Here is a 25,885-nt window from a genome sequence, read left to right on the forward strand (position 1 = left end):
CGGGAGCGCCGCCGGGCCGATCGGCCGAGGGCAGCCTTAGAGGCTATACCGCCGCGCCGCAGCGCGTCCAGAGGGACGTCAGCGCACCCGCACCGAGAGACAGGTGACGCAGCCCTCCAACTTCTCGAACTCCGAGATGTCCACGGTGAGAACGCGGTACCCCAGGCTCCGCAGCAGCTCTGCGCTCCGCGGCGCGGAGGCGGCCATCAGCAGGGTGTCGGGGTCGAGGACGACGACATGGGCACCCGGCTCCTCGGGCATCGGCAGGAAGGAGGGGAACAGTCGCGGCTCGTCGACGACCGGCTCCCAGCCGATGACGGTGCCGTCGGGCAGAGCTGTCACGGCGCTCTTGAGGTGCAGGACTCTCGTCAGCGGCACGGCGACGACGGTGAGACCGAGCGGGCGGAGGATCGAGCGCAGCTGCTCGACTCCTGCGGCGTTGGTGCGGCCGCCGCGTCCGACGTAGACCGTCGCGCCGACCTTGAGTACGTCGCCGCCGTCGAGGGTGCCCGGTTCCTCGATCCGGTGCACCGTGAGATCCAGGGCGCGGACCGCCTCCTCGGCTCCGTCGAGCTCGCCCCGGCGGGACTCGGCTCCCGAGCGGGCGAGCACAGCGTGCTCGCCGAAGACGACGACGGCGTCCTCGACGAACACGGAGTCGGCCATCGCCGGCGCCGCCGGCGCCTCGACGGTCTCCCAGCCCGCGCGCTCGAGCAGGTCGACGTACGCCTCCCACTGCTGCTGAGCGCGGGCCTGGTCGACGGGCACGCGCTCGAGGTGGGTGAGCTCTCCGACCGAGAGGTCCGCCGCGGGGGCGCGGACGAGGGCGATGCGTCGCGCGGTCGGAGCGATCGGTCCGGTCGGCGCGGAGAAGCGCCTCCAGACCCGGTGGCCGACGGTCGCGGCCGAGACAGTGAAGGCGAGGAGGAGGACGAGGTTGAGTCCGCCGAAAGTCGCGAAGATCGACGCCCACACCTCCCCGGTGATGGCGCTCCCGGTGGCGCTGGCCTGCACGAGCGTGCCGAAGACGGCTCCGATCGCGCCCGCGACCAGACCCGCGAGCGCGGCAATCCACACGCGGCCGAGGAGGCCGGCGACGGCGAGCGCGAACACCACTACCAGGCCGAGCACGCTCGAGAGCAGGAAGTAGGCGTTCACCTGCGGGATCGACGTGGGCTGGAGCTGATTGCCGATGAAGAACGCGAGGAGATTCGCCAGGTGCGCGACGAACGCCGTGGCGGCAGCGGCGGCGAGCGCGACGAGGAGACGGCGGCCGAGACCCGGCGCGCGCTGCTGCGCGAGGGCGGCAGGGCGGGAAGCGGTCGCGGAGTCCGGAATGGGGTCTGGGGTGGAGTCGGAAGGCACCCGGCGACCCTACGCGCTCACGCCTCCCGCCCGGCTGTCGGAGGCCTTGCAGCGGCCTGAGAGCCGTCCGCTCTGTGCGCCCGCCGCACGCCGCCGCGCCCACTCCTCAGACATCGCGGTACTCGAGCGCGACGACCGCAGCTCGAGTCTCGACCGGAACCACCGCGGGAGCCGCTCCCCGGGCGAGGCCGGCGGTGACGCCCGGCGCACCGCGCTCAGTGGAAGAAGTGCCGCTCCCCCGTGGTGTACATCGTGATCCCCGCGCGCACGGCCGCCTCGACGACCTCCGCGTCGCGCACCGACCCCCCGGGCTGGACGACCGCCGTGACGCCCGCCGCCAGGAGCACCTCGAGGCCGTCGGCGAACGGGAAGAAGGCGTCGGAGGCGGCGACGGACCCGGATGCACGCTCGCCGGCGCGGGTGACAGCGAGGTGGCAGGAGTCGACGCGGTTCACCTGGCCCATGCCGACCCCGACCGAGGCACCGCCCTTGGCCAGCAGGATCGCGTTCGACTTGACCGCGCGGCAGGCCTTCCACGCGAACTCGAGGTCGAGGAGCGTCTCGGCGTCGGCAGCGTCGCCGGCGACGAGCTGCCAATCGGAGCTCACCTCGCCCGGGCCGCCGGTGAAGCGGTCCGGCTCCTGCAGCAGAACGCCTCCCGAGATCTGTTTGAACTCGCGTTCGACGGGCGCGAAGAAGTCGGGCAGCTGCAGCAGCCGCAGGTTCTTCTTGGTCTTCAGCACCTCGAGCGCCTCGGGTTCGAAGCCGGGCGCGACCAGCACCTCGGTGAAGATCTCCTTGACCGTCTCAGCCATGGCGAGGGTCACGGGCCGGTTCGCGGCGATGACGCCTCCGAACGCCGACACCGGGTCGCACTCGTGGGCGCGGCGGTGGGCGGAGGCGATCGGGTCGATGGCCTTGGCGCTCGCGATGGCGATGCCGCAGGGGTTCGCGTGCTTGATGATCGCGACGGCGGGGAGCACGAAGTCGTAGGCGGCGCGGACGGCCGCGTCGGCGTCGACGTAGTTGTTGTACGACATCTCCTTGCCGTGCAGCTGCGTCGCCTGCGCGATGCCGGTGCCGTCCGGAGACACGTAGAGCGCGGCCTTCTGGTGCGAGTTCTCGCCGTAGCGCAGGACCTGCTGCAGGGTGCCGCGGATCTCGATGGAGCCCTCGACGCCCTCGGCTGCCTCCTGCCCGGCGAACCACGAGGCGACGGCGGAGTCGTAGGCCGCGGTGTGCGCGAAGGCGCGCGCCGCCAGGGTGCGGCGGGCGGCGAGGGTCGTGCCGCCGGCGGCGAGCGCCGAGACGACTCCGGAGTAGTCGACCGGGTCGACCACGACCGCCACGTTCGCGTGGTTCTTCGCGGAGGCGCGCACCAGAGCCGGCCCGCCGATGTCGATGTTCTCGACGACCGTCGCCGCGTCGGCGCCGCCCGCGACCGTCTCACGGAACGGGTAGAGATTGACCACGACCAGCTCGAAGGCGGCGATGTCGAGCCGCTCCAGCTGCTCGCGGTGCGAGGAGAGGCGGAGATCGGCGAGGATACCCGCGTGCACGGCCGGGTGCAGCGTCTTCACGCGGCCGTCGAGCGACTCCGGGAACCCGGTGACGGTCGAGACGTCGGTGACCTCGTGGCCGGCGTCGCGGAGGGCAGCCGCGGTGGAGCCGGTCGAGACCAGCTCGATCCCGGCCGCGGCGAGCGCCGCTCCGAGCTCGAGCAGGTCGGTCTTGTCGCTGACCGAGATCAGCGCCCGGCGGACGGGGACCAGGTCGCGGTCGTCGTAGCTGCTGGGGTCGTGGGCGGTGATGCTCATGCGCGGGCGAGCTCCTCGAGGTCGACGGTTCCGTGGGCGATGTCGAGCACCGTCTGCACCAGCAGGCGTCGCTCGATGGTCTTGATGCGCTCGTGCAGAGCGGCCTCGCTCTCGCCGGGGAACACGGCGAGGCTCTCCTGCGCGATGATCGGGCCGGTGTCGACTCCGGTGTCGATGACGTGCACGGTGACGCCGGTCTCGGTGGCGCCTGCGGCGAGGGCGTCGCGCACGGCGTGAGCACCGGGGTACAGAGGCAGCAGCGCGGGGTGGGTGTTGATCATCCGCGGGCTGAGCGCGTCGACGACGACGGGAGGCAGGATCCGCATGAAGCCGGCGCAGACGACGAGGTCGGGCTGCCACTCCCGGATGCGCTCGAGCAGGGCGGCGCCCCACTCGTCGCGGGAGCCGAAGTCGCGCGGCGGGACCGTGAAGGCCGGGACTCCGTGTTCCTCGGCGTGACGGAAGCCCTCGGCATCGGTGTCGCTGCCGACCGCGACGACACGGGCCGGGAAGCCCTCGTCGCCGGTGGCGTCCAGCAGAGCGCGGAGGTTCGATCCGCCGCCGGAGAGGAGCACGACCAACTTCAGCACTGCGCAAGTCTAGAGGAGGCCCCTGCTCGGGTCAGCCGCGCCCGCTCCGCCCGGCCGCGAGACCCAGCCCGGCTGCGAGCGCGAGCTCAAGGGCCGCGACGGCTCCGACCGCCCACGGGTCGGGACCGATTTGCACGAGGCGCCCCGGCCCCGCCGCTCCGCCCGAGAACCAGGCGAGCAGGCCCAGGAGCAGGCCGCCGACCACGCCGATCCCGCCCGCCGCGGCCGCACCCCAGCGCAGCAGCGAGCGCCCGTCGAGTGCGTCCATCACGCTTGAGCGCAGTCGCCAACCGGCGACGAAGCCCGCCAGCAGAGGCACCAGCAGCCCGAGGAATCCGAAGGCGGAGCTCCCCTGAGGAAGCGCGGCGAGGACCGGGATCGACGGGATCGGTCCGAGGAGCGTGCCAGCCGCGCTGACGGAGGAGCCTGTGCCGAGTGCGAAACCCGGGCCGATCAGCCAGCTCGCCGCCCAGATCACGAGGTTCGGGAGGAACGCCAGCTGCCCCAGCGTCACCACGAGGCCGCCGAGCGCCTCGGCCCCCAGGCTCTCGTAGAGGGCGACGACCGAGCTGTAGTCGAGGATCAGCAGGACAGCGACGAGCAGCGCCGCGGAGCCGACGACCCCGGCTGCGGCCAGAGCACCTCCACGCAGCGAGACGACCAGGAGACCGGGAACCGGCTCGGGGAGGCGGTGGAGGGTCTCACCCGCGAGGTCGCCGAGGCGATCGGGCTCGCCGCTACGCGCCGAGTGCAGTGCGGCGCCGATCAGCACGCCGAGCGCGAAGACGAGCGGGGGCAGCAGGATCCCCTGCACCGGGTCGATGCTCGCCGAGGCATCGGCCGCGCCGAGCGTGACGAGCAGCGAAACGAGGAGGTACGTGCCGATCGCGATGCCGACGCCGATCGCGCGGAACGGCGACTCCTGAGCACGCCGTCCGGTGCGCGCGCCAAGGAGCAGGGTGAGCAGCGAGAACGCCAGCGGCGCGATCGTCACCGCGAACCGCTCCGTTCCGCCGGGCAGCCCGAGCGCGAGGGCGGAGTCGGGGGCGAGGCCCGCCCGCAGATCGGCTCCGTGGCCAAGCAGCCAGGAGTCGGCGGCGACCCGCCAGAACACGCCGAAGTCGATCGTCGTGTCGTACTGCACGGCCCAGAGGAGGGCCAGCGGGACGAGGGGGATCGCGAGACCGATCAGCGCCGACAGCGCGGCATCGAAGGCGGCGAGGAGGGCGACGGTGATCCGGTTCATGGGCCTGACGAGCCTAGCGGCGGCTCGCTCGGAGGCAGGCTAGGGGCGCGCCGCAGGAGATCCCGGGCACGGATCCGGTGCGGCTCACGTAGCGGGCGTCCAGCCCAGTCGCGGAGCGATGCTCTCGGCGACGGCGCGGAGGATTCGCCGATGCGACTCCACGCCACCCACCGCCGGCAGCGTGATCGTGAGCGAATCCGCCGCGGCGAGGGCCGGGTCGGCCGCGAGCGAGGCGACGATCTGCTCGGGAGTACCGATGTGCAGCGGGCTGAAGCGCATCGGCGCCGTGATGATCGAGCGGTCGGCGGTGCGGGGGCGGCCGTCGTCGTCCATCCGGGCGAGGTAGCCCTCGATGAAGGGGCGGTGCGCCTCCTCGTCGGCCGAGTCGAGCAGGGGCAGCACGATGCGGCCGGCGGTGACCCGCGAGGCGCGGTCGGGATGCGCTGCGGCGAACGCCTCGCGGTAGGCGCGGATCTGCACGGCCTGCTGCTCGGCGAACGGCAGACCGGTCTCCTCCGTGTTGAGCGTCGACACCTGGAGGTGCAGCCCCTGCTCGCCGGCGCGCACCGCGGAGGTGACCGTGCCCGCTCCGTACCAGAGTCGGTCGGCCAGACCCGGCGCATGGGGCTGCTGCACGAGCGGCGCGCCGACCGGGACTGACATCAGTGCGGACTCGGCGATGCCGAGGGTCGCGCCCGAGAGCGCCTCGCGGAGGCGGACGATGCGCTCCTGCGCCTCCGCACGGAAGTCGCGCTCGGCCTGGCCGAAGACACCGTCGAAGACCGAGGCGAGGTGCGCGAAGCCGCTGCTCACGCCGAGCTCCAGACGTCCGCCCGAGAGCAGGTCGACCGTCGCCGCGTCCTCCGCCAGCCGCACGGGCGACTCGTAGCGAGCGCCGATCACGGCTGTGCCCAGGCGGAGGCGGCGGGTGCGCTGGGAGGCGGCGGCGAAGAAGGTCATCGGAGACGCGAGGTAGCGCTCGAAGTGCCGCACCCTCACCCAGCCGGTGTCGTAGCCGAGCTCCTCGGCGAGCTTGAGGAGGGCGAGCCCGTCCTCGAGGCTGCGCGCCGCGTCGCCCGGCAGCTCGGGACCCTCCGGGTACGGGACGAAGGTCAGCAGGTCGAGTCCGAGGCGGCGGGTCACGGCACGACGCTACTCCGCCCGGGCCCGCCACCACGACCGAACGGACGGTGCGGCCCGCCTCAGCAGGTGGCACCGTCCGTTCCGACGGTCTCGCGAGGAGGCGTGCGGGCTAGAGCGCCGCGTACACCTCGCGGAGCAGGTCGGCCGTCTCGGACGGCGTCTTGCCGACCTTCACGCCCGCGGCCTCAAGGGCCTCCTTCTTGGCCTGCGCGGTCCCGGCCGAGCCGGAGACGATCGCGCCGGCGTGGCCCATCGTCTTGCCCTCGGGAGCGGTGAAGCCCGCGACGTAGCCGACGACGGGCTTAGTGACGTTCGCCTTGATGAAGTCGGCCGCGCGCTCCTCGGCGTCGCCGCCGATCTCGCCGATCATCACGATCGCCTTGGTCTCGGGGTCGGCCTCGAACGCGGCGAGCGCATCGATGTGCGTCGTGCCGATGATCGGGTCTCCGCCGATGCCGATGGCGGTCGAGAAGCCCAGGTCGCGCAGCTCGTACATCATCTGGTAGGTCAGGGTTCCCGACTTCGAGACGAGGCCGATCGGGCCCTTGCCGGTGATCGTCGCGGGGGTGATGCCCACGAGCGACTCGCCCGGCGTGATGATGCCGGGGCAGTTCGGGCCGATGATCCGGGTCTTGTTCCCCTTCTCCTGCGCGTACGCCCAGAACTCGGCCGAGTCCTGCACCGGGATGCCCTCGGTGATGACGACGAGGAGGCCGATCTCGGCGTCGATCGCCTCGATGACGGCGTCCTTCGAGAAGGCGGGCGGCACGAACGCGATGGAGACGTCGGCGCCGGTGGCCGCCATCGCCTCCTTCACCGTGCCGAAGACGGGGAGCTCGACATCGCCGTGGGTGACGGTCGTGCCGGCCTTGCGCGCATTGACGCCGCCGACGACGTTCGTGCCGGCCTTGAGCATCAGCGCGGTGTGCTTGGTGCCCTCGCCGCCGGTGATGCCCTGGACGATGACCTTGGAGTCCTTGGTGAGGAAGATCGACATGCTTGTTCTCTGATTCCTTGAGTCGTCGGGTCCGTTACGCGGCGGCGAGTTCGGCGGCCTTGTCGGCGCCCTCGTCCATGGTCGCGGCGAGCGTGATGAGCGGGTTGGCGGCGGCCTGGAGGATCGCGCGGCCCTCCTCCACCTTGTTGCCGTCGAGGCGGACGACGAGCGGCTTGGTGGCCGTGTCTCCGAGGATCTCGAGCGCCTGGAGGATGCCGTTGGCGACCGCGTCGCACGCGGTGATGCCGCCGAAGACGTTGACGAAGACGCTCTTGACCTGCTCGTCGCCGAGGATCACGTCGAGGCCGTTCGCCATCACCTGGGCGGAGGCCCCGCCGCCGATGTCGAGGAAGTTCGCCGGCTTCACGCCGCTGTGCTTCTCTCCGGCGTAGGCGACGACGTCGAGGGTCGACATGACCAGGCCGGCTCCGTTGCCGATGATGCCGACCTCGCCGTCGAGCTTGACGTAGTTGAGGTCGCTCGCCTTGGCCTTCGCCTCGAGCGGGTCGGCGGCGTCCTTGTCCTCGAGCGCGGCGTGCTCGGCGTGGCGGAAACCGGCGTTCTCGTCGAGCGAGACCTTGCCGTCGAGCGCGACGATGTCGCCCTCCTCGGTCAGGACGAGCGGGTTCACCTCGACGAGCGTGGCGTCCTCGCCGGTGTAGACGTCGTACAGCTTCACCAGGACCGGGGCGACCTTGGCGATCAGCTCCTCCGGGAACTTCGCCGCGCGGGCGATCTCCTCGGCCTTGGCCAGGCCGATGCCCTGGCCGGGGACCACCTCGACGCGCGCGAGGGCGTCGGGGCGCTCGACGGCGAGCTGCTCGATCTCCATGCCGCCCTCGTAGGAGGTGAGCGAGAGGTAGGAGCGGTTGGCCCGGTCGAGCAGCACCGAGAAGTAGAACTCGCGGTCGATGCGCGCACCGCCGGCGACCATCACGCGCTTCACGACGTGGCCCTTGATGTCGAGGCCGAGGATCGACTGTGCCGCGGCGAACGCGTCCTCCGGGGACTTCGCGACCTTGACGCCGCCGGCCTTGCCGCGGCCGCCGATCTTCACCTGCGCCTTGACCACGGTGACGCCGCCCAGCTTCTCAGCGGCGGCGCGCACCTCCTCGGGCGTATCGGCGACGATGCCCGGGAGCACGGGGACGCCGTACTTCTCGAACAGATCACGGGCCTGGTATTCGAAGAGATCCACGCTGCATTCCCATTCCGCGCCGAGCGCGCTTGCGTTCCGAGGTCGAGGTGGCCCGGACGACGCCGGAGTCTCGGCACTGCCCCTGGGCCGCGCCGAGTCTACTCCGGACCCGCACCGCGCTTCCCGTGCGCCGTTCCACGCCCGCGCCGAGCGCCGCCGCGTAGCGTGGACGGCATGCCCCTGGCCTCCCGCTCCCGCTCCACGGCGCCCCGGCCCGATGTCTTCCGCGAGGGCGTGTTCCTGGTCGCCGGAGCCCGCGCGATCCTGCTCCAGATCGCGCATCCCGCGGTCGGCCAGGGCGTGGCCGACCACTCCGACTTCGTGCACCGAGCAGTCGCCCGGCTGCACGGCACCCTCTCGTACCTCTACGTTCTGAACTACGGCACGCCCGACGGCGTGCGCGCCGTCCGCCGTCGCGTCAACCGTGCCCACGCGCCGGTCCGCGGCCCCGGCTACACCGCCTTCGACCCGGAGCTGCAGCGCTGGGTCGCCGCGACGCTCGCGCAGTCGATGCTGCAGCTCTACGAGGGCGTGTTCGGCGTGCTGGGCGACGAGGAGGCGGACGAGATCGTGCGCCGCTCCGCCGTGATCGGCGCAGCGCTGCAGATGCCCGAGGAGCTCTGGCCCGATTCCCGCGCCGCGTTCGACACCTACTGGGAGGAGCAGTTGGGCCGCCTCGAGGTCACCCCGGCCGCGCGCCGGGTCGCCCGCGACCTCCTCGGCGCGAGCATCTCGGCCTGGTACCTGCGCCCGTTCGGCCCCTACCTCCGCCTGGTGACCGCCGGCCTGCTCCCCGCCGAGCTGCGCGCGCCGTTCGGGTTCCGCTGGGATGCACGGCAGGAGGCGCGGTTCGACCGGGCGCTCGCGCGCACCTTCGCGGTCTACCGCCTGTTGCCGGCCGGGGTGCGCACGGCGCCGAGCCGCTACTACCTGGCCCGAGTGCGCAGGGACGTTCAGAAGGCCGGCGTGACGGTCCAGCCCGCATAGGCCGCGAGTTCGAGGCCGAGCGCCTGCGCGGCTGCACGGGCCTCGTCCACTCCACGCTCGTCGCGCACATCGACAGTCACGGGAACGCTGTCGCCGAAGCCCGCGATCTCAACTCGCGCGCTCGTCGGACCGCTGTAGAGCGGAACGTGTGCGTGCGCGGTCCGCGCACCGACGACCCGCGAGCCGGTCGCCTCGGCGATGACCGCGAGGGCGAACGGAGCCGTCACCACAGCATCGGTGGAGAGGGTCGCCTCGCCGCTCATCCGCGCCTCCTCCTCACCCCGCCCCACGCTGTGCGGGAGAACGGCTCGTGCCACCGAACGCTGCCGACGAGCTGCTGCCGCCGGCCGATGCACCGACTGTAGAGGGACGAGCGCGCGGGCGCACCCCGTGCCGCGCTGATCATCCGGCGGGATCGCTCGACGAGGACCCTGGGCGGATCTACCGTGGAGCACCCGGCATCCGCCGCGGCGGTCACCGACGACTGGAGCCCCGATGAGCATCACCGAACCCCGTCCCACCGAGGCCACCGCCGCCCCGCTCGCCGCCGCTCCGAGCGTGGGCGGGCCCGGCTCGCTCTCGGTGGCGGCGATCCTCGCGGAGGCGGCGCGCCGGACACCGACCACGATCGCCCTCCGGGTCGGTCAGCAGGCCATCGACTACGCAACCCTCTGGAGCCAGACCCGCGCCTACGCGGGCGCCTTGCGCGCCCAGGGCGTGGGGCCGGGTGACCGTATCGCCCTGCTCGTGCCCAATGTCCCCGACTTCCCCCGCGGCTACTTCGCGGTCCTCGCGCTCGGCGCCGTCGTCGTCCCCGTGCACGCCCTGCTCAAGCACGACGAGATCGCGTACGTGCTGCGCGACTCCGGGGCGTCGGCGTTGATCTGCGCCGCACCACTGCTCGCCGAGGGGGCGGCGGGCGCGGCCCTCGCCGGTGTCCCCGTCCTCAGCGTGATGGTGCCGGACGGTGCGGAGTCGACGCTCCCCCGGCTCGAGGACCTCGCCGCCGCCGCGGCTCCGATCGACGGCTACGTCCCGCGCGCCCCCTCGGACACGGCGACCATCCTGTACACCAGCGGCACGACAGGCCGGCCCAAGGGGGCGGAGGGGACACACTTCGCCATCGTGTCGCAGTCGGACGTGCTGCTGATGAACACCTTCGACCTGCACCGGGGCGATGTGCTCCTCGGGGCGCTGCCGCTGTTCCACACCTTCGGGCAGGTCTGCGCGATGAACACGGCGTTCCGGACTGCTGCGACGGTGGTGCTCGTCCCCCGGTTCGACGGCGACGCGGCCCTCGAGGCGATGATCGCGCACGGCTGCACGGTGTTCGAGGGCGTGCCCACGATGTACGTCGCCCTCCTCGAGGCGGCGACCCGACGCGACGACCGCCCGCCGCTGCGCTACGCCGTCTCCGGAGGCGCGGCCCTGCCTGTCGCCGTCATCGAGCGGTTCCGCGAGATGTTCGGCGTCGAGATCTATGAGGGATACGGCCTCACCGAGACCTCGCCGGTCGCGACGTTCAACCACGTCGGGATCCCTCCTCGCGCGGGCACGGTCGGCACGCCGATCTGGGGGGTCGAGGTCGAGGTGGCCCGGCCGGAGGTCAGTGACCGCGTCGAGCTGCTCCCCCGAGGCGAGCTCGGCGAGATCGTCGTGCGCGGCCACAACCTGATGAAGGGGTACTTCGGCAACCCGGCGGCGACGGCGGAGGCGGTGATCGACGGCTGGTTCCGCACCGGCGATCTCGGCACGAAGGACGAGGAGGACTACGTCCGCATCCTCGACCGCACGAAGGACATGATCATCCGCAACGGCTACAACGTCTATCCCCGCGAGGTCGAGGAAGTGCTGGTCGGGCATCCCGCCGTGCAGAACGCCGCCGTCTTTGGCGTGCCCGACGAGCGCCACGGGCAGGAGGTGGTGGCCGCGGTGATCCTCGCCCCCTCCTCGACCGCGACCGTCGAGGAGCTGATCGTCTACGCGAACGAGCGCCTCGCCGCGTTCAAGTTCCCGCGCCGCATCGAGTTCGTCGAGGCGTTCCCCCTGGGCCCGAGCGGCAAGGTCCTCAAGCGCGAGCTCGTCGCCCGCTACGCCGGCTGATCCCTCCCGCGGGGGCGTCCGCGACGACACCGGGGCGTCCAGCACCGGCGTCGCACGACGGGCGGCTCAGGAGAGCAGCGCCCACACCGCGGAGGCGAGGGCGGCGCCGACCGCTCCACCCGCGATCACCTGGGCGGGCGTGTGCGCGCCGAGGCGCACCCGCGACCACAGGGTCGCCAGCACGATCGGAACGGTGAGCAGGAGCGAGACCGGGCCGTAGGCGATCAGCACCGCGACCGCGCAGGTCGCCACGACCGCGGCGTGGCCGGAGAGCTTCCAGACGAGGTTCACGACTCCGACCATCGCGACCACGGCGACGGTCACCACACCGAAGATACTGACGGCGGCCGGAGCCCCGAGCACCACGAGGAGCACGAGGCCGATGGCTATCGAGACGAGGGCGAGACCGATCGGCAGCGCGCGCTCCCGCCGATCGGGAACGTGATGGTCGCCGTGGATCCGCCCCTTGCGCATCAGCACGCGGATGACCAGGTAGGGCAGCACGCCCACGAAGAAGGCGGCGAGAGCGCCCCACGCCATCCCGAGCAGCGGCGGGTCGGCCACGCGCGCGCCGACCACGACCGGGACGACGATCGCAAGGACCGCCGGCGAGAACGCCTCCGTCGCGAGCCGCGCCGCCGCCGGACCGCCCGCCACTACAGCTTCTCGATCGGCGCGACCTTGATCAGCAGCTTCTTGGCGCCGACCTGCTCGAAGAGCACGTGCGCGACCCGCTTGCTGCCCTCGCCGGTCACCGCGTTCACGCGGCCCTCGCCGAAGTCGGTGTGCCGGATGCGGTCGCCCGCGATCAGCTCGAGGTCGCCGTTGTCGCGGACCATCCCGGTGATCCGGTTGGGGAACTCGCCCGTGGCCCTGGGAGCGGCGGCGAGCGCCTCCCGGAACTCGGCGTTCGAGCGCGAGCGCCCGAACCCGGGGCGCTGTGCGTTGAGCGCACGCGGCTGGGTGCCGCCCCGCGACGTCGCTGCGCCCGGCGACTGACGCCACTCGATCAGCTCGGCGGGTATCTCCTGGAGGAACCGGCTGGGCATCGCGACCGAGGTCTCGCCGTACTGCGCCCGGGTCATCGCGAGCGAGAGGTAGAGGCGCTTGCGGGCGCGGGTGATGCCCACATAGAACAGCCGCCGCTCCTCCGACGGCCCGCCGGGCTCGTTCGCCGAGATGCGGTGCGGGAGGAGGTCCTCCTCGATCCCGGTGAGGAACACGGCGTCGTACTCGAGGCCCTTGGCCGTGTGCAGTGTCATCAGCGAGACGGTGCCGGAGTCGTCCTCGAGGTCGTCGGCGGCGGCGACGAGCGAGACCTCGGTGAGGAAGTCGACGAGTCCGCCGTCCGGGTTGTTCCGCGTGAACTCCTTGGTCACGGCGATGAGCTCGTCCACGTTCTCGGCGCGCGCCTCGTCCTGCGGGTCTCGGCTGGCGCGGAGCATGTCGAGGTAACCGCTGCGCGTGAGCAGCGCCGTCAACACCTCGTGCACCTTCGCCTCACCTCCCTCGCGGGCCGGGTCGAGCATCAGCGCGCACTCGTCGAGGAGGGTCGCGAGGTCGACGATCGCCCGGGTCACCTTCGGCCCCATCCCCAGCGAGCCCGCGTTGCGCATCGCCTCGCGCAGCGTCACGGCGTTGGTGTCGGCGAACGACTGCAGCTGCGCCTCCGTTGCGGGGCCGATCCCGCGCTTGGGCGTGTTCATGATGCGGCGCAGCGCGAGCACGTCGGCCGGGTTCGCGACCGTGATCAGATAGGCCAGCGCATCCTTGATCTCGGCGCGCTCGTAGAACTTGGTACCGCCGAGGATCCGGTAGGGCACCGCGGAGCGGATGAAGATCTCTTCGAGCGCACGGGTCTGCGCATTGGTGCGGTAGAAGACCGCGATCTGGTCGTAGCCCGTCCCGGCGGCGTGCAGCCGCGCGATCTCGTCCACCACGAACTGCGCCTCGTCGTGCCCCGAGTAGCCCGTGTAGCCGACGATCTTCTCGCCGGCTCCGCTGGACGACCACAGGTTCTTCGCGCGCCGGTCGAAATTGTTCGAGATGACGGCGTTCGCCGCCGAGAGGATGTTCTGCGTGGAACGGTAGTTCTGTTCGAGCAGGATCACCCTGCAGCCGGGGAAGTCGCGCTCGAACTCGACGATGTTGCGGATGTCGGCGCCGCGGAACGCGTAGATCGACTGGTCGGAGTCGCCGACGACCGTGAGGGACGCGCCCGGGATCGAGCCGTCGGCGGTGACGGGACCACGGTAGGGCCGGTCGAACTGCGCCGCCTCGATCGTCGCCCGCGGCACCGGCCGCGTCAGCTCGTGGATCAGGGAGTACTGGGCATGGTTCGTGTCCTGGTACTCGTCGACGAGCACGTGCCGGAACCGCCGCTGGTACTTCGCCGCGACATGCGGGAAGGCCCGAAAGAGGTAGACGGTCTGCGCGATCAGATCGTCGAAATCGAACGCGTTCGCCCGCTCGAGCGCTCGTGAGTACGCGCGGAACACCTGGAGGAACATCTCCTCGTTCGGATCGCTCAGGTTGGCCGTCCGGGCATAGGAGTCGGCGTCGGCGAGCTCGTTCTTGAGCTTCGAGATCTTCGCGGAGGCGCTCGCGACGGTGATGCCGAGCGAGTCGGCCTCGAGCTCCTTCACGATCCGCTTGAGCAGCGCACGCTGATCGCCCGAGTCGTAGATGGTGAACGAGCCGGTCATCCCGAAGTTCTCGGCCTCGCGGCGCAGGATCCGCACGCAGGCGGAGTGGAAGGTCGAGATCCACATCCCCTCGGCGTTCTGCCCGACCAGCTTCTCGACGCGCTCGCGCATCTCGGCCGCCGCCTTGTTGGTGAAGGTGATCGCCAGGATCTGGCTCGGCCAGGCCTCGCGGTTGTCCAGGAGGCTCGCGATGCGCCGCGTGAGCACGCTCGTCTTGCCCGAGCCGGCGCCGGCCACGATGAGCAGCGCGTCTCCGCGGTACTCGACCGCCTCGCGCTGCTGCGGGTTGAGACCTGCGACGAGCTGCTCGTGCGCCGGGTCGGTGCGGAGGTCGTCGGCGGAGGCGCCGGGGGGACCGACGATGACCGGGGTGGCGCGGGAGTCGCTCGGATCGAAGAGGAAGCTCATGTCCCTCCGAGTGTAGATCGCACCTCCGACACCGGGCGCCGGGCTCAGGCTGCGCGCTGGAGCGGGGTCGACGCCGTCAGCGCCCCTCCCACGTCGAGCCCGCGCCAGGCGAGCGAGAAACCCAGGACGGAGAGGGTCGAGGTCGACACCGCGAGCAACTGCAGCAGCACGAAGGCGATGAGGTCCTTGGTGTCGTCCGGGTAGTACTGGATGCCCTGCACCGCCAGTGCGGCCAGCAGCGCCACGACGAGCAGCGAGCACCAGAGCAGGAACCGGCGGACGCTGCGCCGCGACGCAGTCCGCGGCGCACGTCCCACCTGGGCCCGCGTCGTCAACCAGGCGCAGGCGAGGGAGGCGGACGCCAGCGCAACGAGATCCGCACCGAGAACATCGCTCACGCGGTGCCACGAGGCGGCCATCGTCAGGTTGCCGACGAGCACCACGATCGCGCCGCCGAGCGCGAGCACCACCGTGCGGGCACGACCGGGGACCACGATGGCCAGGGCGAAGACCACCGAGACGGCCGCTGCCGTGTGCCCGCTCGGGAAGCTGCCGCCGATGTACTGCGAATCGGCGTCGATGAGGGCGGGCCGGTCGAGGACCACGTTCTTGAGGAACTGGGTGACGGCGGCCGTGGCGACGATCGAGGCGACGGAGGCGACGGCGAGCGCCGGGCGCCTCCGGATCAGCGCGATCGCCGCGACCAGCAGCGCCCCGACGATCATCGAGGTCGGAGTGACGTCGGCGAGCGCACCGGCAGCGACGCCGGTCGCACGGCCGAAGATCAGATCGGCGCCGCGCAGCCCGGAGTTCTCGACACCTTGACCCTGCGGCGTGAGGACGGCGAGTCCGTAGACGGCGCCCAGCCCGAGGACGGCGAGGACCGCGGCGGTGATCCAGCGGCGGGTGATGCGGACGCGAGTGGTCACGGGTCGACCTCCTCTCGGGTGGCGGTGGGCGGACGACGCCGTGCGGGGCTGACGCGGCCGTGCGGGGACACAGCGGTGTGGAGTCCCGATGATGCCAGCGGAGCCTTCGGACCGCCTGTCCACGCGCCGGGCGGCCGCCGGACGTGCGCCCGCGCGGCTCAGCCGCCCGACCGACCCTCCGCCACGGCCCGCGCCTCGAGGGCGAGATCCGGCTGATCGGCGAACACGCCGTCGACTCCGGTGCCCAGGATCGCCGCGAACTCGTCCTGCCAGGCGCCGTACGCCGCCGGATCCTTCCCGCGGCGGTGGGCCTTCCCGAGGAAGCGGTTCTCGGCGCGGAGCGTCCAGCAGTAGACCTCGAGGCCGACGGCGTGCGCGTCGGCGACCAGCGGGCTCACCCCTGCGGCGCGATCGCCCGTGTCGTGGGAGAGGAGCATGCTCCGGTCGACGCTGATCCCGTCGACCGCGCCCGCGAGGTTGCGCAGACCGGAAGCGGTGGCGAACGCCGTGAACGGAGTCGCGTACTCGCCGTGCGCCGCGACCAGATCCGGCGGCGCTCCCCGCGACTCGAGGAGGAAGACCCGCCGCGCCCCGACTCCCCTCACTGCCAGCCGCTCGAGGACCGTCTTCTCGAAGCTCTCGATCGTGAGGCGCGGGTCGCGCGGGCCCCAGCCGGCGGCGGACAGCTCGTGGCGCAGCAGGACGTCGAGCGGGAGCCCGATCGCCGCGAAGTACGTCGCGTGCTTGATCTCGGCGACGAGCCCGGGAGGCGCCTCCGGGGCGTCCTCCGCCGCCCGGTCGAGCAGCGCCAGCAGCTCGCTGAACCGCAACAGCGGGAACTGGCCGTCGAAGGTGGCGCTGGAGGTGCGCACCGCCGGGAGGCGCTCACGGGCGCGCAGGACGGAGAGCTCGTCCCAGGTGAAGTCCTCGGTGAACCAGCCGGTGATCTCCCGGCCGTCGATCCGCTTCGTCGTGCGCCGCTGGGCGAACTCCGGGCGGCGCTCCACGTCGGTGGTCCCCGAGATCTCGTTCTCGTGCCGCAGCACCAGGACGCCGTCTCGGGTCGCGACGAGGTCGGGCTCGACCGCGTCGGCGCCCAGGGCGATCGCGAGCTCGTAGGCGGAGCGCGTGTGCTCGGGGCGGTACCCGCTCGCTCCGCGGTGGGCGAAGACGAGCGGAGAGGGGCGCGCAACCATGCCGCGATCCTACGGGCGGCCCGGACTCGCGGCCGAGTCGAGGTCCGCTCGAAGAGAACAGCCAGACTCTGAGAGGCGCTCTCAGATAAGGTGGTGTCCATCGTCGCGGTACCCTCGGGCTTCCGCGGCGCATCCCCCGCCCACAGCGACTCAGATCCGCGAGTTCCCTCGGAGACCAGCGCACCTGAGAGAAGAGGAACCATGGCTAGCAACAATCCGGCGTTCGGACGCCCGGAGTTCAGCAACCGCGGCTACGCCGGCCGCGTGCAGGATCTCCCGGACGTCTCACCCGACACGCTCGACCAGATGTACAACCGTCCGGCCGCCAGCTCGGTCGAGACCGATCGGATGACCGTCGAGGACACTCTCGCGAAGACGGCCCTCGCCTTCGTCGTGCTCCTCGCGGGTGCGGCCGTGGGCTGGTTCGTGCCGCAGCTCATGCTGCCGGCCGTCCTCGTCGCACTGGTGCTGGGCATCGTCAACGCCTTCAAGAAGATCCCGTCGCCCGCCCTGATCCTCGGCTACGCCGCGACACAGGGCATCGGAGTCGGCGCGATCTCGCGCTTCTTCGAGAGCGCCTACGCCGGAGCGGTCGTCCAGGCCCTCCTGGCGACGGTCATCGTGATCGGCGTCACCCTGGCGCTGTTCATGAACGGCAAGATCCGCACCTCGCCGAAGCTGAACAAGATCTTCTTCATCGGCATGATCAGCTACGCGGTCTTCTCGCTCGTGAACCTGGGCCTGGGCCTGTTCGGCGTCGGCGGAGGCTTCGGTCTGCGGACCGGCTTCCTCGGCATCGTGATCGGCCTCATCGCCATCGCTCTCGCCACCTACTCGCTCGTGATGGACTTCGAGTTCATCCAGCAGGGCGTCCGCAACCGCGCCCCGCGCATCTACGGCTGGACCGGCGCCTACGGCGTCCTGGTCACCGTCGTGTGGATGTACCTCGAGCTCCTGCGCCTCGTCGCGATCTTCCGCGAGTAGCCGCACCGTGAACGACGACGGGCGCTCGACCTCAGGGTCGGGCGCCCGTCGTCGTTGCTGGCCTGCTCGCGTCGGGGCTGGCACGATGGAGCGATGGCCATCGTCCGCGACTCCCGCATCGTCGGCCTCGACGTCGCCCGCGGGATCGCGGTGCTGGGGATGTTCGCCGCCCACCTCGCGCCGGTGGAGCGCGAGATGGTCTGGAACGGTCGCAGCTCGGTGCTCTTCGCGGTGCTCGCCGGAGTGTCGATCGGGCTGATCACGGGCGGCGCCGGCCGCTCGACCCGACCGTGGCGCGACACGGCGTCGATCCTCCTCCGGGGGCTCTACCTCCTCGCGATAGGCGTCGCGCTGACGCTGCTCGGCACGCCGATCGCGGTGATCCTGCCGCACTACGGGCTGATGTTCGCGGTGGCGGCGCTTCTGCTGTTCCTGCCGCGCGCCGTGCTCGCCGCCCTGGTCGTGCTCGTCGCGATCGCGGGCCCGATCGTCGTCGACGAGATCGCGACGGCCGGAGACTCCTGGCTGTCGACGCTGACGCCCGGGGAGGCGCTGCTCGCCGCTCAACCGCTCACCTGGCTGACTCAGTACTACCCCGTGCCGTCGTGGCTCGCCTACGTGACGCTCGGCATCCTGATCGCGCGCTGCGACCTGCGGTCGGCGACCACCCAGCGCTGGGTGGTGGTCGGCGGAGCCGTGGCCGCCGCAGTCGGCTACGGCGGGGGTCTGCTGCTCGGAGGTCCCGAAACGGTCGAGGCGCATGCGAGCACGACCGCCGAGCTGCTCGGCGCGGGCGGTGTCGCAGCGGTCGTGCTCGGCTCGCTGACCGCGCTCGCCGAGCGCCTGCCGCTGCTGCGCACCGTGACGGCTCCGCTCGCCGCCGTCGGCGCCATGCCCCTCACGATCTACTGCCTGCAGCTCGTCGCACTGGCCGTCTACCTCGTGCCGTACGAGCCGTTCGACTTCGAGGCCTGGCGCAGCTGGACCCTGCTGGGGGTGTTCGCGCTCGGCTCCGTCGTCGTCGCGCTGGCGTGGCGACAGCTGGTCGGGCAGGGGCCACTGGAGTGGCTGCTCTCGCGCGCCTCACTGCGGCCTCGGGCTCCGATCTCACGCGCGGCGCTGGGCTAGGGTGGCCGGATGATCACGCGTCGCGAGGCCGCTCAGCGCCTCGACATCCCTCTCGAGATGGCGACGCGGCACGGCATCCCCACCCGTCTCTCCGAGGAGGAGCTCGCAGCCCTCGAGCAGGACCCGCCGCCGTGGCTCCTGCAGTCGCGCGCGAACCGCACGGGGAAGCGCCCGGTCTGGGTGACGCTGGGCTGCACGGTCTGCGGCCGCTCCGAGGCCGCGCGCCCCAAGAAGTGGTGGCCCGAGTTCACGTTCCTCGTCTGCGAGGACCACTCCCCCGACGCCTGGCCGCCTCATCCCGAGGGGCACCGCCGCGACGAGTACGACGGCATCGGCACCCGTTTCATCGGAGTCCTCGACACCGCCGTCTGACCCGCCGCCTCTCGGCCCCTCCGCCGGCCCCGTGTGGTCCGCAGGAGCATCAGGTGAGGTCAGCAGGGGATCCGGCTCCTCCGAGGACGTGCGGCAGAACCCGCCCCTCGACTGCGATCCCCCCCGACCGCACCGGCACCCTGCTTCACCGACGAACGGGCCCCCGAGGAGGCCCGTTCGTCTGAGCGGCGTCGCCGCTGCTACTCCCACTCGATGGTGCCGGGGGGCTTGGACGTGACGTCGAGCACCACGCGGTTCACTCCGCTCACCTCGTTGGTGATGCGGTTCGAGATGCGGGCGAGCAGGTCGTAGGGAAGGCGGGTCCAGTCGGCGGTCATCGCATCCTCGGAGGAGACGGGTCGCAGCACGATCGGGTGGCCGTAGGTGCGGCCGTCGCCCTGGACGCCGACGGAGCGCACGTCGGCGAGGAGCACGACGGGGCACTGCCAGATCTCGCCGTCGAGGCCTGCGGCGGTGAGTTCCGCGCGGACGATCGCATCGGCGTCCTGGAGCAGGTCGAGCCGCTCCTGGGTGACCTCGCCGACGATGCGGATCCCCAGGCCCGGACCGGGGAACGGCTGGCGGCCGACGATGGCCTCGGGGAGACCGAGCTCGCGGCCGATCGCGCGGACCTCGTCCTTGAACAGCGTTCGCAGCGGCTCGACGAGGGCGAACTGCAGGTCCTCCGGGAGGCCGCCGACGTTGTGGTGGGACTTGATGTTGGCGGTGCCGGTGCCGCCGCCGGACTCGACCACGTCGGGGTAGAGCGTGCCCTGGACCAGGAAGTCGATCGACTCGCCCTCGCCCTTCGCCTCGAGCACCAGCGCCTCGGCGGCGGCCTCGAAGGTGCGGATGAACTCGCGGCCGATGATCTTCCGCTTCTGCTCGGGGTCGCCGACTCCGGCGAGAGCATCGAGGAACTGCTCGCGGGCGTCGACCGTGACGAGGCGGATGCCGGTCGCGGCGACGTAGTCCTCCTCGACCTGGCGGCGCTCGTCCTTGCGGAGGAGGCCGTGGTCCACGAACACGCAGGTCAGCTGGTCGCCGATCGCGCGGTGCACGATCGCGGCGGCGACGGCGGAGTCAACGCCTCCGGACAGGCCGCAGATGACCCGGCCCGCTCCCACCTGTTCGCGGATGACGGCGACCTGATCCTCGATGACGTTCGACGAGTTCCAGTCGGCCGGGATACCGGCAGCGCGGTGGAGGAAGTTCTCGATGACGGCCTGGCCGTGCGCGGAGTGCTTGACCTCGGGGTGCCACTGCACCCCGTAGAGACGCCGCTCGTCGTTGCCGAAGGCGGCCACCGGCGTCGAGCTCGTGGAGGCGAGGACCTCGAAGCCCTCGGGGGCCTTCGCGACGGAGTCGCCGTGGCTCATCCACACCGTCTGGTCGGCGGGCTGCTCGCCGAGGAGCACACCGCCGTCGGTCGAGAGCGCCGCGTCGGTCGCCCCGTACTCGCGCAGGCCGGTGTTGGCGACCTCGCCGCCGAGGGTCTTGGCCATGACCTGGAAGCCGTAGCAGATGCCCAGGACGGGGACCCCGAGGTCGAAGATGGCCGGGTCGAGCTGCGGAGCGCCCTCCTCGTAGACGCTGGAGGGGCCTCCGGAGAGGATGATGCCGACGGGCGATTTCGCGGCGATCTCAGCGGCGGTCGCGTTCGAGGGCACGATCTCGGAGTAGACGTTCGCCTCGCGGACCCGACGCGCGATCAGCTGCGCGTACTGGGCGCCGAAGTCGACGACGAGGACGGGCTGCGCGGCCAGTTGGGGCTGGGGAGCGGTGGACGGGTCGCTAATGGGGGGCCTCCACGGAGTCGGTCGGGGTCTTCGGGCCGGAGCCGGCGGTCCGGCGCTCAAGGTACTGCTCGACCTCGCGGGCGATGCGGGTCTCGACGAAGAAGGAGAGCGTCGGCACCACTCCGCCCAGCGCGATGAGCACGAACCGCGCGAACGGCCAGCGCATCAGGCTCCAGAGGCGGAAGTCGGCGAAGAGGTAGACCACGTAGAACCAGCCGTGAGCGATCAGGATGCCGGTGGAGACGTTCGCTCCGGTGCCGCTGGACCTGTACTCGCCCCCGGGCACCTCGTACATCGGCGCGAAGTGCAGCACGCCCTGCTGCCCGAAGGCGAACAGCTCGAGGTGGAACACGTACTTCAGCAGCATCTCGGCGCAGAGCAGGAGCAGCATCACGCCGGTGATGATCGAGGTCGCCCGGTAGAAGCGGAGCGCGCTCCGGATCGCAGGGAACTGCGCGGGCTTGGGCTCGAGGGGCATGACGACCAGTTTACGGTGCGGACGACGCAGCCTCGGCCCGGTCGGTCAGGGCACGTTCCTCGGCGTCGAGGGCCTCCTCGGCCTCGCGCTCCCACGCGTCGCGGACCAGCCGGAACCACAGGTAGAGCGCGAAGCCCGCGAACACGACCCACTCGATCGCATAGAACACGTTCAGCCAGTTGAGCGAGACATCGCTCACCCGCGCCGGGGAGTCGATGGCCTCCAGGCCGCCGACCGGATCGTCGACGACGACGTAGCCCTGGTAGACGTCGGCCGGCGGATCGGGCCAGCGGTTGATCAGAGCCGGTATCGAGAGCGCCGTGAGGGTCATCGGGTCCAGCCCTTCGGCGGGCGCCTCCGCGGCTTCGTTCGCCACGAAGCGGCCGGTGAACGACTCCGGGGCCTGCTCGGCGCCGCCGTTCAGCCGGTCGGCGACGGACTGCGCGGCGGCCCGGTCCGCGGTCCATCCGTAGGCGAGGACGAGATCGGCCGCGTCGGTCCGTGTGCGCGCGATGACCCACCAGCCGGGCTGCTCCCCGTTCAGGCGTCCACCGAGGATCTCGGCGCCGCCGGGGACGAGGACCGAGCGTCCTTCGACGCGCTGGCCGTCGGCCGTCGCCGTGATCGAGCGGGAGGGGCTGGCGACGTCCTCGAGGGGCAGCGTCGTCTCCGAGACTCCGGAGTCGGGCGCAGCGGCGTCGACCGCCCGGCCGATCTGCCATTGGCCGAGGGCGGCGAAGAGGCCGGCGATCACGAGCGCGAGCAGTAGTGCACCGATCCAGCGCGGGCGCCGGGCCACCTGCCACACCGTGCTCTGCGTCATTCGTCCCTCGTCCGCCGTCGCCCCGCGCCGTGTCCAGCGGGCGGGAGGAAGCCTAACCCGTGCGCGTGGGAGCTCCGTGGGATCAGTAGTCCGGCTCGCGCGGTCGCCGCGGGCGGCCGTCGTCGGCCCCGTCCGACTGCTGCATCGCCTGGTCGATCAGGGTCTGCCGCACCGGGTCCGGGACGTCGTCGTCGAGCTCGTCGCGCTCCACGGCGCGCCGGGGCGGCGTGGTCTGCTCCAGACCGTCGTCCGCCGGAGCGGCCATCGCGGCCTCGACCAGCGCGAAGTCCTCGTCGTCCATCGCCGAGCGCACGGTGGCGGGCGAGCGGTGCCGGCGGCGCGAGAGGAACGCTCCGATGCTCTCGGAGCGGGAGGCGAGGATCGGGCCGACGATCGCCATGATCAGCACGTAGAGGCCGGCGAACGGCTGGATCCGCTCGTCGAGGCCCGCCGAGAGCGACAGTGTGGCCAGGATGAGGGCGAACTCGCCGCGGTTGTGCAGGATGAACGCCGCATTCAGACCCGCGCGCGGCCCGAGCCTGTTCAGCCAGGCGACGAACTGGCCGGCGCCGAGGTTGAGCACGATGGTCATCGCGGAGGCGATCAGCACCGGGACGACGACGCTCGGAAAGGCGCCCGGGTCGAGCCCGAGCCCGAAGTTCACGAAGAAGAACGCGCCGAACACGTCACGCAGGGGGATGGCGATGTGCTCGACCCGGGAGCGGAACCGCGTCGCTCCGATGACCAGGCCGATGAGGAAGGCGCCGATCGCGTCCGTCACTCCCAGGATCTCGCCGATGCCGCCGAAGAGGATCGCGAGACCGAAGAACAGGATCGTGAACAGCTCGTCGTCGCGCGTGCGGAACAGCTGCGAGACGACCCGGCCGCCCCAGCGCGCGACAGCGAACATCACCACGAGGAACGCGAAGGCGATCAGCAGCTTGAGCACGACCGGCCACGGCTCGGTCTCACCCGAGAGCACGACCGAGACGATCGCCAGGTACACCGCGATGAAGATGTCCTCGACCACCGTCACGCCCAGGATCATCGGCGTCTCGGGATTGGCGAGGCGCTTGAGCTCGATCAGCAGCTTCGTGACGATCGCACTCGAACTCGTGGCGGTGATGCCCGCGATGATGAGCGCCTCGCGGCTCCCCCAGCCGAGAAGGAAGCCGAAGCCGAGCCCGACCGCCATGTTCACGGCGATGTACGAGCCGCCGGAGAGGATCAGGCGCCCGGCGTTCCCGAAGAACTCGTCCTGATCGAACTCAAGACCGAGGTTGAACAGGAGCAGGATCAGCCCGAAGACGGCGGTCAGCTCGATGTAGCTCGCGTCGAAGTCGAGGGGGAACAGCGGGAAGTTCGGGCTCGCCAGGAGTCCGACGACCATGTAGATAGGGATGGCCGGGAGCCCGATCGTCCTCCCCAGCCGGCCGAGGACGTAGGCGACGACGAACAGGATCCCGAGGACGATGAGGTCTTCGCCGTGGTGCATCCCTCAGGCTCCGGGTGGGGCGTCGACCGTCTTGGCGGAGGGGCCGCTGCGGAAGTAGGAGAAGGCCTTGGCGACCTTCTCGGGGCTGCCCGCGACCACGAGGGTGTCGCCCGGGAACACGCGGAAGTCGGGGGCGGGAGCAGGGTTCGCCGCGTCGCCGCGCACGACCGCGACCACGGTCAGGCCGACAATCCCGCGATCGGCCGGCTTGCCGAGCTGCTGCCCGGCGATGTGGTCGTCGTAGTCGACCGTGAACCAGTCGATCGAGAGGCCGGGGATCTGGTCGAGCGCGGTCAGCGACTCGGTGATCTGCGTGCCGCCGAGCAGCTCGGCGAGCGTGTGCGCCTCGTCGTCGCTCAGGCGGAGCGAGACCTTCGCGCCGTCCTGGTCGCCCTCGGCGAAGGTGATGAGGTCGCTGTGACCGGAGCGGTGGGCGATGACGCCGACCTTGCCTCCGTCGGCCGTGAGGAACGTGTGCAGAACGCCCACTCCGGGCAGTTTGACCCTGCGGACCTCGACCATGCGTGCTCCCTCCGCGCCGTGCGGCGCTCCCACTCGGGACTTCCAGCTTAGGTGCGCGGGACTCCCTCCGGCCGAGGGAACCCCGACCCGTCCAGGGAGCCCGCGGATCGAGGCGACCTCGACGGTCCGGGGTTCCCTCGCTCGGTGAACGTCAGCTGGGCTGGTACGGCGCGACGACGACCTCGACGCGCTGGAACTCCTTGAGATCGGAGTAGCCGGTGGTCGCCATCGATCGGCGGAGCGCGCCGATCAGGTTGGCGGTGCCGTCGGCTCCGGTCGCGGGGCCGTAGAGCACCTGCTCGAGCGTACCGACGGTGCCCACCTGCACCCGTCGGCCCCGGGGCAGCTGCGGGTGGTGCGCCTCCGCACCCCAGTGCCAGCCGCCTCCGGGCGCGTCGGTCGCGCGTGCGAGCGCCGAGCCGAGCATGACCGCATCGGCGCCGACCGCGACGGCCTTCACGATGTCGCCGGAGGTGCCGAGGCCGCCGTCGGCGATCACGTGCACGTAGCGTCCGCCCGACTCGTCGAGGTAGTCGCGGCGGGCGCCGGCGACGTCGGCGACGGCGGTGGCCATCGGGGCCTGGATGCCGAGCGTGGTGCGGGTGGTGGAGGCGGCACCTCCGCCGAAGCCGACGAGCACGCCGGCGGCCCCGGTCCGCATGAGGTGCAGGGCAGCGGTGTAGGTCGACGCGCCGCCGACGATGACCGGAACGTCGAGCTCGTAGATGAACTTCTTGAGGTTCAACGGCTCGGTGTCGCGCGAGACGTGCTCGGCCGAGACCGTCGTCCCTCGGATGACGAAGACGTCCACTCCCGCGTCGACGACCGTCTGGTAGAGCTCGGCCGTGCGCTGGGGCGAGAGCGCACCGGCAACGGTGACGCCCGCGGCGCGGATCTCGGCCAGACGCGCGGTGACGAGCTCGGGGCGGATCGGCGCGGAATAGATCTCCTGCATCCGTGCCGTCGCCGCCTCGGCAGGGAGTCCCCGGATCTCGGCGAGCAGCGGCTCCGGGTCCTCGTAGCGGGTCCACAGCCCCTCGAGGTCGAGCACACCCAGCGCCCCCAAGCGCCCCAACGTGATCGCTGTCGCGGGCGAGACCACCGAGTCCATCGGCGCCGCGAGGATCGGCGTCGCGAACTGGTACGCGTCGATCGACCACTTCACCGATACGACCTCGGGGTCACGCGTACGGCGACTCGGCACGACGGCGATGTCGTCGAAGGCGTACGCGCGGCGGGCGCGCTTGGCGCGCCCGATCTCGATCTCCATAGCGCCGAGTTTACTGTGGCTCGCTCCTCGCGCCGTTCGTCGCACACCCGCCGTCGGCTTCGCGACGTGCCGGCGTTCCGCAGAGCGACCCACGTCCGCGACACGACGATCCGCTGACACGCGGATGGCCGGTCACCGCTCCTGCAGTGCCGTTCCTGGCTCGCTCCTCGCGCCGTTCGTCGCACACCCGCCGTCGGCTTCGCGACGTGCCCGCGTTCCGCAGAGCAACCCACGTCCGCGACACGACGATCCGCTGACACGCGGATGGCCGGTCACCGCTCCTGCCTCGCGGCAGGGCCGCGGCGACGCCCGTCCGAGGGACCGCGGACG

23 protein-coding genes are annotated in these 25,885 nt (G+C 71.6%); 5 read left to right on the forward strand and 18 right to left on the reverse strand.

What is annotated here, in order from left to right:
• Positions 1-78: 78 nt before the first annotated feature.
• The 7 genes from ddaH to sucC form a co-directional block, all read right to left on the reverse strand.
• Complete coding sequence (gene ddaH / locus GSU10_RS15605) at positions 79-1,365, reverse strand: dimethylargininase (protein WP_277871433.1); 1,287 nt, start codon at positions 1,363-1,365, stop codon at positions 79-81.
• A 215-nt stretch (positions 1,366-1,580) separates the two neighbouring features.
• On the reverse strand, positions 1,581-3,182 hold the full coding sequence (gene purH, locus GSU10_RS11640) for a bifunctional phosphoribosylaminoimidazolecarboxamide formyltransferase/IMP cyclohydrolase (RefSeq protein WP_068208649.1): 1,602 nt from the start codon (positions 3,180-3,182) through the stop codon (positions 1,581-1,583).
• Positions 3,179-3,772 (reverse strand): phosphoribosylglycinamide formyltransferase, encoded by a 594-nt coding sequence (gene purN, locus GSU10_RS11645; RefSeq protein ID WP_068208651.1) that lies wholly within the window; start codon positions 3,770-3,772, stop codon positions 3,179-3,181. The genes purH and purN overlap by 4 nt, the downstream gene beginning before the upstream one ends.
• A 31-nt stretch (positions 3,773-3,803) precedes the next feature.
• The gene (locus GSU10_RS11650; RefSeq protein WP_068208653.1) at positions 3,804-5,018 is read right to left on the reverse strand and encodes a cell division protein PerM; all 1,215 of its coding nucleotides are present in this window, start codon (positions 5,016-5,018) and stop codon (positions 3,804-3,806) included.
• Positions 5,019-5,102: 84 nt separating this feature from the next.
• Positions 5,103-6,161: an LLM class flavin-dependent oxidoreductase gene (locus GSU10_RS11655; protein WP_068208655.1), complete on the reverse strand. Its 1,059-nt coding sequence runs from the start codon at positions 6,159-6,161 to the stop codon at positions 5,103-5,105.
• A gap of 109 nt (positions 6,162-6,270) precedes the next feature.
• Positions 6,271-7,158, reverse strand: coding sequence for a succinate--CoA ligase subunit alpha (sucD, locus tag GSU10_RS11660; RefSeq protein WP_068208658.1), 888 nt, complete (start codon positions 7,156-7,158; stop codon positions 6,271-6,273).
• 34 nt (positions 7,159-7,192) lie between these two features.
• Positions 7,193-8,356, reverse strand: coding sequence for an ADP-forming succinate--CoA ligase subunit beta (gene sucC, locus GSU10_RS11665; RefSeq protein WP_068208659.1), 1,164 nt, complete (start codon positions 8,354-8,356; stop codon positions 7,193-7,195).
• 174 nt (positions 8,357-8,530) lie between these two features.
• Between sucC and GSU10_RS11670 the strand changes: the two genes are divergently transcribed.
• A complete protein-coding gene (locus GSU10_RS11670) occupies positions 8,531-9,343 on the forward strand; it encodes an oxygenase MpaB family protein (RefSeq protein WP_132504924.1) in 813 nt (270 codons plus the stop codon).
• Here GSU10_RS11670 and GSU10_RS11675 read toward each other — a convergent pair.
• On the reverse strand, positions 9,310-9,606 hold the full coding sequence (locus GSU10_RS11675; protein ID WP_068208663.1) for a Rossmann-fold NAD(P)-binding domain-containing protein: 297 nt from the start codon (positions 9,604-9,606) through the stop codon (positions 9,310-9,312). The genes GSU10_RS11670 and GSU10_RS11675 overlap by 34 nt on opposite strands.
• Before the next feature lie 232 nt (positions 9,607-9,838).
• Here GSU10_RS11675 and GSU10_RS11680 point away from each other — a divergent pair, with 232 nt between their 5' ends.
• A complete protein-coding gene (locus GSU10_RS11680; RefSeq protein WP_132504926.1) occupies positions 9,839-11,446 on the forward strand; it encodes a long-chain-fatty-acid--CoA ligase in 1,608 nt (535 codons plus the stop codon).
• Between the two features lie 66 nt (positions 11,447-11,512).
• Here the strand turns inward: GSU10_RS11680 and GSU10_RS11685 are convergent, their stop codons facing one another.
• The 4 genes from GSU10_RS11685 to GSU10_RS11700 form a co-directional block, all read right to left on the reverse strand.
• Positions 11,513-12,103, reverse strand: coding sequence for a phosphatase PAP2 family protein (locus tag GSU10_RS11685; protein ID WP_132504928.1), 591 nt, complete (start codon positions 12,101-12,103; stop codon positions 11,513-11,515).
• Positions 12,103-14,559 (reverse strand): ATP-dependent helicase, encoded by a 2,457-nt coding sequence (locus GSU10_RS11690; protein ID WP_068208665.1) that lies wholly within the window; start codon positions 14,557-14,559, stop codon positions 12,103-12,105. The genes GSU10_RS11685 and GSU10_RS11690 overlap by 1 nt, the downstream gene beginning before the upstream one ends.
• 44 nt (positions 14,560-14,603) lie before the next feature.
• Entirely contained in the window at positions 14,604-15,488 is an 885-nt protein-coding gene (locus GSU10_RS11695) for a phosphatase PAP2 family protein (protein WP_082844981.1), read from the reverse strand.
• Positions 15,489-15,646: 158 nt separating this feature from the next.
• On the reverse strand, positions 15,647-16,684 hold the full coding sequence (locus GSU10_RS11700; protein WP_068208668.1) for a glycerophosphodiester phosphodiesterase family protein: 1,038 nt from the start codon (positions 16,682-16,684) through the stop codon (positions 15,647-15,649).
• A 201-nt stretch (positions 16,685-16,885) separates the two neighbouring features.
• Here GSU10_RS11700 and GSU10_RS11705 point away from each other — a divergent pair, with 201 nt between their 5' ends.
• The 3 genes from GSU10_RS11705 to GSU10_RS11715 all read left to right on the forward strand — a co-directional run bounded on the left by GSU10_RS11705 (position 16,886) and on the right by GSU10_RS11715 (position 19,168).
• On the forward strand, positions 16,886-17,668 hold the full coding sequence (locus GSU10_RS11705; protein ID WP_132504930.1) for a Bax inhibitor-1/YccA family protein: 783 nt from the start codon (positions 16,886-16,888) through the stop codon (positions 17,666-17,668).
• 93 nt (positions 17,669-17,761) lie between these two features.
• The gene (locus GSU10_RS11710; RefSeq protein WP_068208671.1) at positions 17,762-18,796 is read left to right on the forward strand and encodes a DUF418 domain-containing protein; all 1,035 of its coding nucleotides are present in this window, start codon (positions 17,762-17,764) and stop codon (positions 18,794-18,796) included.
• A gap of 9 nt (positions 18,797-18,805) precedes the next feature.
• A complete protein-coding gene (locus GSU10_RS11715; RefSeq protein ID WP_068208673.1) occupies positions 18,806-19,168 on the forward strand; it encodes a hypothetical protein in 363 nt (120 codons plus the stop codon).
• Positions 19,169-19,368: 200 nt separating this feature from the next.
• Here the strand turns inward: GSU10_RS11715 and guaA are convergent, their stop codons facing one another.
• From guaA to GSU10_RS11745, 6 genes are all read right to left on the reverse strand, one after another.
• Positions 19,369-20,934: a glutamine-hydrolyzing GMP synthase gene (gene guaA / locus GSU10_RS11720; protein WP_132504967.1), complete on the reverse strand. Its 1,566-nt coding sequence runs from the start codon at positions 20,932-20,934 to the stop codon at positions 19,369-19,371.
• A 28-nt stretch (positions 20,935-20,962) separates the two neighbouring features.
• On the reverse strand, positions 20,963-21,445 hold the full coding sequence (locus tag GSU10_RS11725; protein ID WP_068208676.1) for a DUF3817 domain-containing protein: 483 nt from the start codon (positions 21,443-21,445) through the stop codon (positions 20,963-20,965).
• Positions 21,446-21,455: 10 nt separating this feature from the next.
• Positions 21,456-22,268 carry an SURF1 family cytochrome oxidase biogenesis protein gene (locus GSU10_RS11730; RefSeq protein ID WP_132504932.1) on the reverse strand — a complete coding sequence of 271 codons (813 nt, stop codon included), beginning with the start codon at positions 22,266-22,268 and terminating at the stop codon, positions 21,456-21,458.
• An 82-nt stretch (positions 22,269-22,350) separates the two neighbouring features.
• Positions 22,351-23,763 (reverse strand): cation:proton antiporter, encoded by a 1,413-nt coding sequence (locus GSU10_RS11735; RefSeq protein WP_068208679.1) that lies wholly within the window; start codon positions 23,761-23,763, stop codon positions 22,351-22,353.
• 3 nt (positions 23,764-23,766) lie between these two features.
• Complete coding sequence (locus GSU10_RS11740) at positions 23,767-24,285, reverse strand: cation:proton antiporter regulatory subunit (protein ID WP_068208693.1); 519 nt, start codon at positions 24,283-24,285, stop codon at positions 23,767-23,769.
• A 151-nt stretch (positions 24,286-24,436) separates the two neighbouring features.
• Complete coding sequence (locus tag GSU10_RS11745; RefSeq protein WP_068208684.1) at positions 24,437-25,555, reverse strand: GuaB3 family IMP dehydrogenase-related protein; 1,119 nt, start codon at positions 25,553-25,555, stop codon at positions 24,437-24,439.
• Positions 25,556-25,885: the final 330 nt, after the last annotated feature.

This window comes from Rathayibacter tanaceti (genome assembly GCF_009834165.1).
Lineage (GTDB): Bacteria > Actinomycetota > Actinomycetes > Actinomycetales > Microbacteriaceae > Rathayibacter > Rathayibacter tanaceti.

Coding starts and splice junctions, on each gene's coding strand:
- purH (WP_068208649.1), bottom strand. CDS start 3,182: ATGAGCATCACCGCCCACGACCCCAGCAGCTACGACGACCGCGACCTG.
- GSU10_RS11650 (WP_068208653.1), bottom strand. CDS start 5,018: ATGAACCGGATCACCGTCGCCCTCCTCGCCGCCTTCGATGCCGCGCTG.
- sucD (WP_068208658.1), bottom strand. CDS start 7,158: ATGTCGATCTTCCTCACCAAGGACTCCAAGGTCATCGTCCAGGGCATC.
- GSU10_RS11670 (WP_132504924.1), top strand. CDS start 8,531: ATGCCCCTGGCCTCCCGCTCCCGCTCCACGGCGCCCCGGCCCGATGTC.
- GSU10_RS11675 (WP_068208663.1), bottom strand. CDS start 9,606: ATGAGCGGCGAGGCGACCCTCTCCACCGATGCTGTGGTGACGGCTCCG.
- GSU10_RS11680 (WP_132504926.1), top strand. CDS start 9,839: ATGAGCATCACCGAACCCCGTCCCACCGAGGCCACCGCCGCCCCGCTC.
- GSU10_RS11690 (WP_068208665.1), bottom strand. CDS start 14,559: ATGAGCTTCCTCTTCGATCCGAGCGACTCCCGCGCCACCCCGGTCATC.
- GSU10_RS11700 (WP_068208668.1), bottom strand. CDS start 16,684: ATGGTTGCGCGCCCCTCTCCGCTCGTCTTCGCCCACCGCGGAGCGAGC.
- GSU10_RS11705 (WP_132504930.1), top strand. CDS start 16,886: ATGGCTAGCAACAATCCGGCGTTCGGACGCCCGGAGTTCAGCAACCGC.
- GSU10_RS11710 (WP_068208671.1), top strand. CDS start 17,762: ATGGCCATCGTCCGCGACTCCCGCATCGTCGGCCTCGACGTCGCCCGC.
- GSU10_RS11715 (WP_068208673.1), top strand. CDS start 18,806: ATGATCACGCGTCGCGAGGCCGCTCAGCGCCTCGACATCCCTCTCGAG.
- GSU10_RS11725 (WP_068208676.1), bottom strand. CDS start 21,445: ATGCCCCTCGAGCCCAAGCCCGCGCAGTTCCCTGCGATCCGGAGCGCG.
- GSU10_RS11730 (WP_132504932.1), bottom strand. CDS start 22,268: ATGACGCAGAGCACGGTGTGGCAGGTGGCCCGGCGCCCGCGCTGGATC.
- GSU10_RS11735 (WP_068208679.1), bottom strand. CDS start 23,763: ATGCACCACGGCGAAGACCTCATCGTCCTCGGGATCCTGTTCGTCGTC.
- GSU10_RS11740 (WP_068208693.1), bottom strand. CDS start 24,285: ATGGTCGAGGTCCGCAGGGTCAAACTGCCCGGAGTGGGCGTTCTGCAC.
- GSU10_RS11745 (WP_068208684.1), bottom strand. CDS start 25,555: ATGGAGATCGAGATCGGGCGCGCCAAGCGCGCCCGCCGCGCGTACGCC.